Origin of the sequence: Ensifer sp. Root127 (genome assembly GCF_001425225.1) — a bacterium.
In the GTDB taxonomy this organism is placed as follows: Bacteria; Pseudomonadota; Alphaproteobacteria; order Rhizobiales; family Rhizobiaceae; genus Ensifer; species Ensifer canadensis.
In genome coordinates, this window is sequence record NZ_LMDX01000034.1 from 105,463 (window position 1) to 118,355 (window position 12,893).

The 12,893-nt window shown below is 64.1% G+C and carries 12 protein-coding genes; all 12 read left to right on the forward strand.

Going from position 1 to position 12,893, the window contains the following annotated elements; translation table 11 throughout:
* Positions 1–3 precede the first annotated feature (3 nt).
* Positions 4–1,122, forward strand: coding sequence for an ABC transporter ATP-binding protein (locus tag ASD03_RS28025; protein ID WP_057211104.1), 1,119 nt, complete (start codon positions 4–6; stop codon positions 1,120–1,122).
* Positions 1,119–2,243 (forward strand): ABC transporter ATP-binding protein, encoded by a 1,125-nt coding sequence (locus ASD03_RS28030; protein WP_057211106.1) that lies wholly within the window; start codon positions 1,119–1,121, stop codon positions 2,241–2,243. Before ASD03_RS28025 ends, ASD03_RS28030 begins: the two co-directional genes overlap by 4 nt.
* On the forward strand, positions 2,243–3,820 hold the full coding sequence (locus ASD03_RS28035; protein ID WP_025427786.1) for an FGGY-family carbohydrate kinase: 1,578 nt from the start codon (positions 2,243–2,245) through the stop codon (positions 3,818–3,820). Before ASD03_RS28030 ends, ASD03_RS28035 begins: the two co-directional genes overlap by 1 nt.
* On the forward strand, positions 3,817–4,854 hold the full coding sequence (locus ASD03_RS28040) for a 2-hydroxyacid dehydrogenase (protein ID WP_025427785.1): 1,038 nt from the start codon (positions 3,817–3,819) through the stop codon (positions 4,852–4,854). The genes ASD03_RS28035 and ASD03_RS28040 overlap by 4 nt, the downstream gene beginning before the upstream one ends.
* Positions 4,854–6,386: a glycerol-3-phosphate dehydrogenase gene (locus ASD03_RS28045; RefSeq protein ID WP_038576262.1), complete on the forward strand. Its 1,533-nt coding sequence runs from the start codon at positions 4,854–4,856 to the stop codon at positions 6,384–6,386. Before ASD03_RS28040 ends, ASD03_RS28045 begins: the two co-directional genes overlap by 1 nt.
* Positions 6,387–6,398: 12 nt before the next feature.
* Entirely contained in the window at positions 6,399–7,451 is a 1,053-nt protein-coding gene (locus tag ASD03_RS28050) for a class II aldolase/adducin family protein (RefSeq protein ID WP_025427783.1), read from the forward strand.
* Entirely contained in the window at positions 7,448–8,734 is a 1,287-nt protein-coding gene (locus ASD03_RS28055; RefSeq protein WP_025427782.1) for an FGGY-family carbohydrate kinase, read from the forward strand. The genes ASD03_RS28050 and ASD03_RS28055 overlap by 4 nt, the downstream gene beginning before the upstream one ends.
* Positions 8,731–9,570, forward strand: a complete 840-nt coding sequence (locus ASD03_RS28060) for a TIGR01459 family HAD-type hydrolase (protein WP_025427781.1) — start codon at positions 8,731–8,733, stop codon at positions 9,568–9,570. Before ASD03_RS28055 ends, ASD03_RS28060 begins: the two co-directional genes overlap by 4 nt.
* A gap of 14 nt (positions 9,571–9,584) precedes the next feature.
* Entirely contained in the window at positions 9,585–10,523 is a 939-nt protein-coding gene (locus tag ASD03_RS28065; protein WP_025427780.1) for a TIM barrel protein, read from the forward strand.
* Positions 10,524–10,627: 104 nt separating this feature from the next.
* A complete protein-coding gene (locus ASD03_RS28070; RefSeq protein WP_025427779.1) occupies positions 10,628–11,413 on the forward strand; it encodes a DeoR/GlpR family DNA-binding transcription regulator in 786 nt (261 codons plus the stop codon).
* The gene (locus tag ASD03_RS28075) at positions 11,410–12,177 is read left to right on the forward strand and encodes a triose-phosphate isomerase (protein WP_025427778.1); all 768 of its coding nucleotides are present in this window, start codon (positions 11,410–11,412) and stop codon (positions 12,175–12,177) included. Before ASD03_RS28070 ends, ASD03_RS28075 begins: the two co-directional genes overlap by 4 nt.
* 42 nt (positions 12,178–12,219) lie before the next feature.
* Entirely contained in the window at positions 12,220–12,657 is a 438-nt protein-coding gene (locus ASD03_RS28080; protein WP_025427777.1) for an RpiB/LacA/LacB family sugar-phosphate isomerase, read from the forward strand.
* Positions 12,658–12,893: the final 236 nt, after the last annotated feature.

Below are 12,893 nucleotides of genomic sequence, written 5' to 3' on the forward strand. Positions count from 1 at the left end.
GACATGACGACGCTTCACCTAAAAAACATCGTCAAGCGCTACAAGAGCCAGACGGTTCTCGACGACCTGTCGCTCGATGTCGCCAATGGCGAACGCCTGGTGCTCTTCGGCCCGTCCGGCGCCGGCAAGACGGTGCTGCTGCGCCTTGTCGCCGGCGTCATCGAGCCCGACGAGGGCAGGGTGCTGATCGGCGGCGAGGACATGACCGATGTCGATGCCGAACACCGCGGTGTCGGCATGGCCTTCCAGAACTTCGCGCTCTTTCCCCACATGAGCGCCTTCGACAATATCGCCAGCCCGCTGACGGCGACGCGGTCGTCGAAGGATGCGATCACCGCGGGCGTGCAAAAGGTCGCCAAGCTCCTGAAGATCGACCATGTACTGAGCCATCACCCGAAGGCGCTTTCCAACGGCCAGAAGCAGCGCACGGCATTGGCCCGCGCGCTGGTCGGCTCGCCGCCGCTGCTTTTGCTCGACGACCCGTTGCGCAATGTCGACGCGAAACTCCGCTTCGAGATGCGGCTGGAACTGCCGCGCCTTTTGGCAGCAGAAGGTGCTACCGTCGTCTACGTGACCCAGGACTACAAGGAAGCGATGGCGCTCGGCGACCGGATCGCGGTGATGTCGCAGGGGCGCATCCGCCAGATCGGTACGCCGCAGGAAATCTACAACGCACCCGCCGACATCGAGATCGCGCGGCTCTTCGGCGATCCGACGATCAATCTTTTGGACGTGGCGCCGCAGAAGAGCGGTGACGGTGTCTTCGTCGAACTCTCCAACGTCCGGGTGCGGCTTGCCGATTATGACGGCGATGTCTCGGGCAAACCTTGTGTTCTCGGTCTGCGCCCGGAAAGCATCGTCTTTGTCCAAGCATCGGCGCCGGGCGCCATCCCGGTGACGGTGGAGGCGGAAACGCCGCTCAACGAGAAGACCGTGACGCTGGCGATGACCGCGCGCGGCCGTGAAATCCTCGTGTCGCGTCCGGCCGGAACGCCTGGACCGGTGGCAGGACCGGCCCATATCGCCGTCAACGGTGCCCACGCCTTCCTCTTCGACAAGGCGAGCGGCCGGCTTCTGCCGCGCGCCGACATCGCATCCAAGCGCAATGGAGAAGCGGCATGAACGACACCGCTCTTTTGATCAGGGACGTCGATAAGTTCTATGGTCCGGTCGATTACGGCGTCCACGCCGTCAAGAAGCTCAACATGGACGTCCGGAAGGGCGAGATCATCGCGCTGCTTGGCTCGTCCGGCTGCGGCAAGACCTCGACGCTGCGCATGATCGCCGGTTTCGAGGCGGTGTCGCGCGGCACGATCTCGCTTGGCGGACGCGAAGTCCAGACGTTTGCGCCGGTGCGCCGCAACGTCGCCATGGCGTTTGAGGGCTATTCGCTCTATCCGCCGCTGACGGTGCGCGAGAACATCGCCTTTGCGCTCAAGGCGTCCAAGCTGTCGCAGAGCGTCGTCGACGAGAAGGTGGCTGGTATCGCCAAGCTGCTCGAGATCGAGGATATTCTCGGGCGTTATCCGAGCTCGATCTCCGGCGGCCAGCAGCAGCGCGCCTCGCTGGGGCGGGCGCTGATCCGTGATGCCAACCTGCACCTGCTCGACGAGCCGATGGGCCAGCTCGAGCCGCAGCTGCGCGCCGTGCTGCGCGGCCGCATCAAGCACTACATCAAGGAACGCGGACTGACGGCGATCCTCGTCACCCACGACCAGACAGAAGCCAATGCCCTTGCCGATCGCATCGCGGTGATGGAAGGCGGCGTGCTGCAGCAGTTCGATACGCCGCAGAAGATCAAGGAGCGTCCGGCGAACCTCTTCACCGGCACCTTCGTCGGTGAGCCGCCGATGAACGTGTTCGAGGCGAGTGTCACCGGTTCGGACGCCAAGGTCGCCTTCGGCCTCAGGGACGGCGTGCGGCTGGAATATCCGGCGTCGGATTTCTCCCATGCCGTGCGCGACGCGCTGATGAAGCGGCAGAAGGTGGTGCTCGGGATCCGGCCATATGCGGTGCGCCGCAGCGCCGACGGAGTTTCCGGACGTGTGGCGGTCAACCAATGGCTCGGTGACCAGACGCATATCGCGGCAGACTTTGCCGGCGGCACCATGGTGCTGGTCGAGCATGACCGCACCGAACTTGCCGTCGGCCAGCCGATCGGCATCCACCTCGATCCGTCGAGCCTGCATGTGTTCGACGGTGACAGCGGCAAGGCGATCAGCCACGGCGTGGAGCTTGCCTGATGCGCGACATCCTCATCGGCATCGATGCGGGAACGTCGGTCATCAAGTCGGTGGCCTTCGACCTTGGTGGGCGGCAGCTTGCCATGGCATCGGTGCCGAACACGTACGAGGCGGTCGGCAGGACCGGCAGCGTGCAGGACCTCAATCGCACCTGGACCGACACGGTCACCACCTTGACCGAGCTTTCGGCCAGGGTCGAGAACCTCGCTGGCCGTGTTGCGGCGATCGCGGTGACCGGGCAGGGCGACGGCACCTGGATGATCGACAGAGCGGGCGATCCCATCGGTAAAGGCTGGCTCTGGCTCGACGCGCGTGCTGGCGACACGGTGGAGCGCCTACGTGGCGACAGCGGCGATGTCGAGCGTTTCGCCAGCACCGGCTCCGGGCTTGCCGCGTGCCAGCAAGGCGCGCAGCTGCGCTGGATGAGCGACAACGCGCCGGAAATGCTGTCCGGTGTTGCAACCACGTTTCACTGCAAGGACTGGCTCTACTTCAAGCTGACGCAAATGCGTGCCACGGATCCCTCCGAAGCCAACTTCACCTTCGGCAACTTCCGCACCCGCAGCTACAACGACGACGTCATCCGTTTTCTCGGCCTTCAGAAGCTCAAGCATTTCCTGCCAGAGATCGTCGACGGGGCAACGTCGCACCACCTGCTTTCGTCGGAGGCAGCCGGCGCCACCGGTCTTCCCACGGGCACACCGGTGGTGCTCGGCTATGTCGATGTCGTCTGCACGGCACTTGGCGCCGGGCTCTACGATCCAGGCACCGACACCGGCTGCTCGATCATCGGCTCGACCGGCATGCACATGCGCCTTGCCACGAGCGCCGACGACGTGCGGCTCAACCGTGATCTCACCGGCTACACCATGTGCATGCCGATCACGGACACCTATGCGCAGATGCAGTCGAACATGGCGGCAACGCTCAACATCGACTGGATCCTGTCGGTCGCCGGCGGCCTCTTGAAAGGCATGGGCGTCGAAAAGACCAAGGGCGAGCTTCTGTCCCATGTCGACGGCTGGTTGGCGGAGGCCAAGGATACGTCGCTCCTGTTCCAGCCCTATATTTCGGATGCGGGCGAGCGCGGCCCCTTCGTCGACGCTTCGGCGCGCGCTTCCTTCGTCGGGCTTTCGATCACCCACGGCTTCGGCGACATGGTGAAGGCGGTGTTCGACGGGCTCGCCATGGCCGCGCGCGATTGCTACGCCGAGATGGGGCCGCTTCCGGGCCGCATCCGGCTGACCGGCGGTGCCGCACGTAGCGCCTCGCTTCGGCGCATTCTTGGTGGTGCGCTCGGGGCCAGTGTCCAGACCAGCGAGCGCGAGGAGGCGGGGGCGGCAGGAGCAGCCATGATCGCGGCCGTCTCCCTCGGTATCTACCCCTCGATGGCAGAATGCGTGCGTGACTGGGTGTCGCCGCATCAGCGCGCTGCCGAGCCCGCCGACGCGGCGCTTGCGCGCCGTTACGACGGCCTCTTCCCCTCCTACCAGCAGTCGCGCATCGCGCTTCGACCCGTGTGGCACGCACTTTCCCAGGATGCTGCCTCGGGATCACAACAGGAAGAACTGAAATGAAAAAGATAGCCATCATCGGCGACCGGTTCATGCTGCCGGACGTGTTTCGCGACAAGATCGTCGAAGCAAGCGGCGACGGCCATGAGATCCGCACCCTCGAGCTGCCCTGGCCGGATGTGCCGATGGAGCATGGTTACGCCGTCGAAGGCATGGACGGTCTCAAGGAATATCTGGGGAAGGCGGACGATATCGTCGAATTCATCGGCGACGCGGAAATCCTGGTGACGCAGCTTGCGCCGCTCTCGCGCGGCATGCTGACGTCGCTTCCCGGGCTGAAGCTCGTTGCCGTCTCGCGTGGCGGGCCCGTCAATATCGACATGTCGGCGGCACGCGACGCCGGTATCAGCGTCGTCAATACGCCCGGCCGCAATGCCAGCGCCGTTGCCGAGTTCACGCTCGGCGCCATCCTCGCCGAGACGCGGTTGATCCGCACCGGCCACGAGGCGCTACGCAAGGGCGAGTGGCGCGGCGACCTCTACCGCGCCGACCGCACCGGCCGTGAGCTTTCGGAAATGACCGTCGGCGTCATCGGCTACGGCAACATCGGCACCAAGGTGGTGCGGCTGCTGCGGGCCTTCGGCACAAAGGTTCTGGTGCATGACCCCTATGTGCAGCTGAGCGCCGACGATCTCAACGCCGGCGTCGAGCATGTGGCGCTCGACGACCTCCTGTCGCGCTCCGACCTTGTGACGCTGCACCCGCGCGTCACCGAGGAAACCCGGAACATGATGAATGCCGAGACCTTCGCGAACATGAAACCCGGTGCAATCTTCGTCAACACGGCGCGCGGGCCGCTCTGCGACTACCACGCGCTCTATGAGAACCTTGTGAGCGGCCACCTGTCGGCGGCCATGCTCGAGACCTTCTCTGTCGAACCGGTGCCGGAGGACTGGCCACTGCTCCAGCTTCCGAACGTGACACTGACGCCGCATATCGCCGGCGCTTCTGTTCGCACCGTCACCTACGCCGCCGAGATGGCTGCCGAAGAGGTGCGCCGCTACATCGCCGGCCTGCCGCCGGTCAATCCGTGCTGATGACGGGAGGCAAGAACGTGGGTTCCGAGACCGGAATATATGATCTTTTTGTCGTCGGCGGCGGCGTCAACGGTGCGGGGATCGCGCGCGATGCGGCCGGGCGAGGGCTCTCGGTCCTCTTGTGCGAGAAGGACGATCTGGCGCAAGGCACAAGCTCGCGCTCGGGCAAGCTGGTGCATGGCGGGCTGCGCTATCTCGAATATTACGAGTTCCGGCTGGTGCGCGAGGCGTTGATCGAGCGCGAGGTGCTGCTCTCATCCGCGCCGCACATCATCTGGCCGATGCGGTTCGTGCTGCCGCACAATCCGGCCGACAGGCCCGCCTGGCTCGTGCGGCTCGGACTGTTCCTCTACGACCACCTCGGCGGCCGCAAGCGTCTGCCAGGCACCCGCAGCCTTGATCTCAGCACTGCGCCTGAGGGTGCGCCGATCAAGCGGGACTATCGCAAGGCCTTCGAATATTCCGACTGTTGGGTCGATGACGCCCGGCTCGTTGTGCTCAATGCACTCGATGCGCAGAAGAAGGGCGCGCGCGTCTTGACCCGAACCGCCTGCAGCGCCATTCGTCGCGTCGACGGCCTCTGGCAGGTGGAGATGACGGATCTGCGCACCGGCGTGAAATCCGAGGTCAAGGCGCGCTGCGTGGTCAATACAGCGGGGCCATGGGTCAACGATGTCATCGGCCGGATCGCCGGGCTCAATTCCAGCCGCAGTGTGCGACTGGTCAAGGGCAGCCATATCGTCGTGCCGAAATTCTGGGAGGGGCGGCAGGCCTATCTGGTGCAGAACCCGGACAAGCGGGTGATCTTCATCAACCCCTACCAGAACGACCTGGCGCTGATCGGCACGACGGATATCCCCTATGAGGGGCGGCCCGAGGACGTATCCGCCGATGGCAACGAGATCGCCTATCTCTTGAAATCGGTGAACCGCTACTTCAAGCAGCAACTGACCGAAGACGATATCGTCCACTCCTTCTCCGGCGTGCGTCCGCTCTATGACGACAATGCCGAAAACCCGTCGGCGGTGACGCGCGACTATATCTTCGAGGTCGATGCGGCCAACGGCCAGGCGCCGCTTCTCTCCGTCTTCGGCGGCAAGATCACCACCTTCCGCAAGCTGTCGGAACATGCGCTCGAGCGGCTGAAACCGTTCTTCCCTGAGATGGGTGCGGCCTGGACCGCCAAGGCGCATTTGCCGGGTGGCGACATGGCCAATGCCGATTTCGAGCAGTTTCTTGGGGATCTCAAGGCGCGCTATCGCTGGCTGACGGCCGACCTCGCCAAGCATTACGCGCGGCTCTACGGCACGCGCACGCACGATCTGATCGGCAATGCCAAATCGCTCGAAGACCTCGGCGCTGTCTTCAGCCCGCTGTTTCGCGAGCGCGAGGCGCGCTTCCTGATCGACAACGAATGGGCGTCGACGGCTGAAGACCTACTGGAACGGCGGACGAAACACGGCCTGCACATGACACAGGCCGAGAGGCTGGCTTTCGCCGGCTGGCTGGAACGCCAGCAAGTGGCGGCCTGAAGGAGAGTGGGAATGCGCAGTCTGGAATTGGAGGCCTTGCTTGATATCTCGGCGCGGGTCGGCGCCGACCCGCTGCTGGTGCAGGGGGCGGGCGGAAACACGTCGATCAAGGAGGTCGGCACGCTCTGGATCAAGGCCTCCGGCCTCTGGCTTGCCCATGCGCGCCAGCGCGACGTCATGGTGCCGGTGGCGCTCGACCCATTGCTCGAAGCGTTGGATCGCATGGATCCCGCGGCCGAGAAAGCCCAGGACTTCGTCATCTCCGAAATGAACCCTTCCGGCCTCAGGCCGTCGATCGAGACGACGGTACATGCGCTGATGCCGCAGAAGGTGGTGATCCATGTCCATTGCGTCGAAACCATCGCGACCGCCGTGCAGACGATCGGTGCGGCCATCGCTGCCGAACGCCTGACGGGTATCCCGCATGTCTTCGTACCCTATGCGCGGCCGGGGCTGCCGCTTGCCAAGGCGATCGCCGAGCGGCTGCAGGAGAAGACGTCGGTGCTGATCCTCGGCAATCACGGCCTTGCAGTTGCCGCCGAGACCGTCGCCGATGCGGCAATCCTTCTGACCGAGGTCTCCCGCCGGTTGACGACGCAGCGACGGGCGGCGCCATCAGCCGATCTCGCGGCACTGTCCCGCCTTGCGGTCGACAGTGGCTATTGCCTGCCCGACGACGCACGACTGCATGCGGTCGCAACCGACCTCGAAAGCTGCCGGATTGCTGCCGGCGGCAGCCTCTATCCCGACCATGTCATCTTCCTCGGCAAGGGGTCCGTCATCGCCGCGCCGGGCGAAACCGCCGTTTCGATCGAGACCGCCAGGAATGAACGTGGCGAAACCCTGCCGCCGCTTCTGCTGTTTCCCGGCAAGGGGGTACTGGTCGAGAAGACCATTTCCGCAGGCGCGCTCGCCATGGCGCGCTGCCTTGCCGACGTGACGGCCCGCATTCCCGCAAATGGGCGTCTTCGCTATCTGAGCGATGCCGAGAACGCCGAACTGCTCGGCTGGGACGCGGAGAAATATCGCCAGAAGCTCAACCGGGCAGGGCAGGCGCTGCAATGAGTGGAGATCAGAACGCCCTTGTTGTCGGCATCGATATCGGCACGTCGGGCGCGCGCTCCGTGGCGATGGTGCCTGACGGCACGATCGTCGCCTCTGGTGCGGCCAAGCTCGCCGCTTTTTCCGATGACCACCGCGATCCGGTCGGCTGGTGGAAGGCGGTGCGGGCGGCGCTTGGCGAGGTGCTCGAGGCGGTCGATCGTCGACGGATCCGCGCCATCAGCATCGACGGAACCTCGGGCACGATGCTGCCCGTTTCCGCCGACGGTGCGCCGCTTGCCACGCCGATGATGTACAACGATCCGGTTTCCGACCGGACGATGCTGGACGCAATTGCCGCCCATGCACCGAAGGAAAGTGCCGCCCACGGGGCAACCTCCGGTCTTGCCAAGGTGCTGCTGTTCCAATCGGTGCCGGATGTCTTCCGTGTCATCCATCAGGCCGATTGGCTCGCCGGGCATTTTACCGGGCTCTACGACGTTTCCGACGAGAACAATGCCTTGAAGACCGGCTACGATCCGGTGGCGCGGTGCTGGCCGGAGTGGATCTCACGAACTGGCGCGCGCATCGATCTCCTGCCGGAGGTGCTGCCGGCCGGTGCGCCGGTTGCGACGATATCGGCGGCCGCAGCCGAAGCCTTCGGCCTGACGCCGGATGTCATTTTAGTCGCCGGCACGACCGATGGCTGTGCCTCGTTTCTGGCGACCGGTGCCGATCGTCCGGGCGATGGCGTCAGCGCACTCGGCACGACGTTGACGGTGAAGGTGCTTTCCGACCGGGCGCTGTTTGCCCCGGAATATGGCCTCTACAGCCACCGGATCGGCGACATGTGGCTGGCGGGCGGCGCATCGAATACGGGAGGCGTTGTTCTGGCCGAGTATTTTTCCGCAGAGCGCATCGATGAGCTTTCCGCCCGCATCGATCCGGCTGTCGATAGCGGGCTCGACTATTACCCGCTGACGAAGCCCGGCGAGCGCTTCCCCATCGCCGATCCGAATCTTGAGCCACGCCTGACGCCGCGACCCGAGGATGACGCGATGTTTCTGAAGGCAATCTTCGAAGGCATCGCCGGTATCGAAAGCCTTGCTTATCACAGGCTGACATCGTTCGGCGGACCCAAGCTCGGTTCCATACGCACCGTCGGTGGCGGTGCAAGAAATGCGGCGTGGTCGGCAATCCGCGCGCGCAAGCTCGGCGTGCCGTTCCTGACGGTACGTTCGGAAGAGGCCGCAGCCGGCACGGCGCGGCTGGCGCTTGCCGGTGCAAGACAGGCAGGTGTGTTATGAGTACTGTCATCTCAGGCCTCGGCGATATCGCCGATCGTTATGACGCCTTTCTGATCGACCAGTTCGGCGTGCTGCGCGACGGCCGCAGGCCCTATCCTGGTGCTGCCGAAACGCTGGTGCGGCTGAAGAATCAGGGCAAGCGCATCATCATTCTCTCGAATTCCGGCAAGCGCTCGGCGGAAAACGACCGCCGTCTCGTCGATCTCGGCTTCGTCGCCGGCAGCTGGGACTGGTTCCTGACCTCGGGCGAAGTGGCGTGGCAGATCCTGAAAAAGGAAGGCGGGCAGGCAAGCGGGCCTCCGAAAAAGTGCCTGCTGGTCAGCCGCGACGGCGATCTGTCGCCGCTCACCGGGCTCGACCTCGAGCGCACCGAAGATGGCGCGGATGCGGACTTCGTGCTTCTGGCTGCGAGCGAAGGCGATGTCCTGCCGCTGTCGCACTATGAGGCGCTGCTGGCGCCTGCGGCACGGCGCGGCGTGCCGTGCCTCTGCACCAACCCCGACAAGGTGATGCTGACCAAGAGCGGAATGGCTTTCGGGGCTGGGCGGATTGCGGAGCTTTACGAGGAACTCGGCGGCACGGTGCGCTGGATCGGAAAACCATTCGCCGACATCTACGATTTTGCCCTCGACTTTCTCGGTCATCCCGATCCGTCGCGCGTCTGCGCAATCGGCGACAGCATCGAACACGATATCGCCGGGGCGGCAAGTGCCGGCCTTGAGTCGGCGCTGGTGACCACCGGGATACTGGAGCATGCCTCCGACAAGGAGCGGCAAAAACTCTTTGCCGAGCATGGCGCCACGCCCGATTTCATCCTCCCGAAATTTCTCTGGTAGTCAGGAGTACGGTCTTGGCTTTCACGCTGTCGCTCAACACCAATCCGCTGGTCAATCGTTTTGCCGAGCCTGATGATCTGATCGAGACAATCGGGGAGCAGATCCGCATCGGCTACGTGCAGCTGACGCATGAGTTCGTCAATCCGGGCTGGCCGGCGGCAACGATCTCCAAGACCATCCGTCAGTTCAGGGCAGCGCTTAGCCGCACCGGCGTCAGGATCACCTCGGGCATGACCGGGCCCTATGGCAGGCTCAACCACTTCGGCCACCCCGACCCGGATGTGCGACGCTACTATGTCGACTGGTTCAAGACCTTTGCCGATATCTCCGCCGAGCTTGGCGCATCCGGCATGGGCACGCAGTTTGCGATCTTCACGCTGAGGGACTATGACGACCCGGCCCGGCGCGAGGAGATGATGAAGATCGCCATCGACTGCTGGCGCGACGTGGCGGAACACGGCAAGGCGGCCGGTCTTTCCTATGTGTTCTGGGAACCGATGTCGGTCGGGCGCGAGTTCGGCCACACGATCGCCGAGTGCCGCTCGCTCGACCGGCGGCTCGCCGAGGCGGAGTTGCCGCTCCCAATGAAGATGATGGTCGATATCGACCATGGCGACGTCACCTCCGACGACCCCGATGACATCGACCCCTATGCCTGGGCGGGCGCATTTCCCGAGCGCTCGCCGATCATCCACATCAAGCAGTCGTCGATGAACAAGGGCGGGCACTGGCCGTTTACCGCTGCCTACAACCGGGATGGCCGCATCACGCCGGAGAAGCTGATCGATGCGGTCAAGGCCGGCGGCGGCACCGACAACGAGATCTGCCTGGAGCTGTCCTTCCGCGAGCGGGAACCGACCGACCACAACGTTGTGGAGATGATCCGCGAATCCGTGGAGTTCTGGGAGCCCTACATCGATACCGGGTTCAACCGATCATCAAAATCACACTGAAATATCACAAAGTATCATTAGCTAGATTGAAATATAACATAAAGGTGTTATCTTCTCAGGTGTGATGTCGCGCTCTCGCGGCATCGGGATCGAGGCGGATGACGATGAAGCCGGAAGACAGGCGACAGGCGATCATGGATGTTTTGATGGAGGCCGGCACGGCGTCCGTCGAGGATCTGTCACTCCGTTTCGGCGTCAGCAAGATGACGGTGCATCGCGACCTCGACGATCTCGAACAGGCTGGCCTGTTGCGCAAGGTGCATGGCGGCGCTTCGATCCAGTCGAGCCCGCAGTTCGAAAGCGATTTCCGCTACCGCGAGAAGATTGCCGCCGCCGAGAAGAACCGCATTGCCGAATATGCGGCGAGCCTGATCGAGCCGGGGCAGAGCATCCTCATCGACGACAGTTCGACGGCCGGCGCGATTGCCGGCTGCATCAGGGACATCAGGCCGCTGACCGTCATCACCAACAACCTCGGCGTCATCACCGGTCTGTCCGGTGCGCCCGGCATCAACGTCATCGCGCTCGGCGGCCAGTACAGCAAGAAGTTCAACGGCTTTTTCGGCATCGTCACCGAAGAGGCGCTGCGCTCGCTGCGCGTCGATATCGCCTTCCTCTCCAGCTCCGCAGTCGCGGGAACGGCAGCCTTCCACCAGGACCAGGAGGTCGTGCAGGCCAAGCGGCTGATGGTGAAGTCGGCGGCGCGCAAATATCTCATGGTCGATCACGACAAGTTCGGGCGTTCCGCCCTGCATTTCCTGACAGGGCTCGACGCCTTCGATGCGGTGCTGACCGGCGCCGAGGTGGCGGATGAGCATGCCGCGACGCTCCGCGAGGCCGGAATCCCCCTGGTGACGGTCGACAATCGAAAAGCATCGGAGAAAGCATGAACAAGCCGCAGCTCTGGGTGGGCACAAGCTGGAAGATGAACAAGACGCTGGCGGAGGCCATGGTCTTTGCCGAGAGGCTGGCCGCAGCGGACGGAGCGCGCGACGAGCGCATCCAGCGTTTCGTCATTCCACCCTTTACCGCCGTCAGACAGGTCAAGGAACGGCTCGTGCAAACGGGCGTCAAGGTCGGTGCGCAGAACATGCATTGGGACGACGCCGGCGCCTGGACCGGCGAGGTTTCGCCGGTGATGCTGAGGGACTGCAACCTCGATGTGGTCGAGCTTGGCCATAGCGAACGGCGCGAGCACTTCGGCGAGACCGACCGTACCGTGGGCCTGAAGACGGCAGCGGCGGTGCGCCACGGCCTGGTGCCGCTGATCTGCATTGGCGAGACGCTCGCCGAGCGCGAGGCGGGCGAGGCGGATGCCGTCCTGAAGCGGCAGGTTGAAGGCGCGCTGGAACTGCTGGAAGGCGACGCGCGCAAGGCGACGATCCTGCTCGCCTACGAGCCGGTCTGGGCCATCGGCGTCAACGGCATTCCGGCAACATCAGACTATGCCGACGAGCGCCATAAGCGGATCGCCGACGTGGCGCAAGGCGCGCTCGGCGTGCGCGTTCCCGTCCTCTACGGCGGCAGCGTCAATCCCGGCAATTGCGAAGAACTGATCACCCAGGGGCACATCGACGGCCTGTTCATCGGCCGCTCCGCCTGGGACGTCAATGGCTATCTCGACATTCTGCAGCGCGTCTCGAAGGCGATCTGAGCCCTCGTACCCCGCAGATCAACAAGACGGAAAGGAACAATCATGAAGATCGCAATCGGAGCAGACAGCGCCGGCAAGCCCTTGCTCGACGTCATCGCCGCCCATCTCAAGGGCAAGGCCGACCTCGAAGTCAGCGACCTCAGCCAGTCCGGTTTCTACGCCGACCTGTCGCAGAAGCTGGCGCAGACCATCGTCGATGGCGACAACGAGCGCGGCATCCTGTTCTGCGGCACCGGTATCGGCGTCTGCATCTCGGCCAACAAGGTGCCGGGCATCCGCGCCGCGCTGACCCACGACACCTATTCCGCTGAGCGGGCGGCAAAGTCGAACAACGCACAGATCATCACCATGGGCGCGCGCGTCATCGGGCCGGAGCTGGCGAAGTCGATCGTTGATACCTGGCTCGCCTCCGAATTCGACGCGAACGGCCCGTCGGCCGGCAATGTCGACGCGATCGATCGTCTCGACGCGGCGAAGTAAGCGAGCCAACTGCTAGAGCGTTTCCGGTTTAAACGGAGCCACAGACCCGCTCTATCTCTTTGTTTTTACGCATTTCCTGGCGGAAAGCCGATTCGCACTTTTCCTGGAAATGCTCTAATACCGCAATGCACGTTGATCCTCCCTCGCGCATCGCGGCGAGACGCCCGGCAGAGATGCCGGGCGTCTTTTCCTGATTTGCCACTGCCTAATTCGTTTCAGCGTCGTTTGCGCGTCAT

What these genes read in the sequence shown, in the direction of transcription:
- ASD03_RS28040 (WP_025427785.1), top strand. Translation starts at nt 3,817, where the DNA reads ATGAAAAAGATAGCCATCATCGGCGACCGGTTCATGCTGCCGGACGTG.
- ASD03_RS28050 (WP_025427783.1), top strand. Translation starts at nt 6,399, where the DNA reads ATGCGCAGTCTGGAATTGGAGGCCTTGCTTGATATCTCGGCGCGGGTC.
- ASD03_RS28045 (WP_038576262.1), top strand. Translation starts at nt 4,854, where the DNA reads ATGACGGGAGGCAAGAACGTGGGTTCCGAGACCGGAATATATGATCTT.
- ASD03_RS28030 (WP_057211106.1), top strand. Translation starts at nt 1,119, where the DNA reads ATGAACGACACCGCTCTTTTGATCAGGGACGTCGATAAGTTCTATGGT.
- ASD03_RS28055 (WP_025427782.1), top strand. Translation starts at nt 7,448, where the DNA reads ATGAGTGGAGATCAGAACGCCCTTGTTGTCGGCATCGATATCGGCACG.
- ASD03_RS28035 (WP_025427786.1), top strand. Translation starts at nt 2,243, where the DNA reads ATGCGCGACATCCTCATCGGCATCGATGCGGGAACGTCGGTCATCAAG.
- ASD03_RS28075 (WP_025427778.1), top strand. Translation starts at nt 11,410, where the DNA reads ATGAACAAGCCGCAGCTCTGGGTGGGCACAAGCTGGAAGATGAACAAG.
- ASD03_RS28070 (WP_025427779.1), top strand. Translation starts at nt 10,628, where the DNA reads ATGAAGCCGGAAGACAGGCGACAGGCGATCATGGATGTTTTGATGGAG.
- ASD03_RS28060 (WP_025427781.1), top strand. Translation starts at nt 8,731, where the DNA reads ATGAGTACTGTCATCTCAGGCCTCGGCGATATCGCCGATCGTTATGAC.
- ASD03_RS28025 (WP_057211104.1), top strand. Translation starts at nt 4, where the DNA reads ATGACGACGCTTCACCTAAAAAACATCGTCAAGCGCTACAAGAGCCAG.
- ASD03_RS28080 (WP_025427777.1), top strand. Translation starts at nt 12,220, where the DNA reads ATGAAGATCGCAATCGGAGCAGACAGCGCCGGCAAGCCCTTGCTCGAC.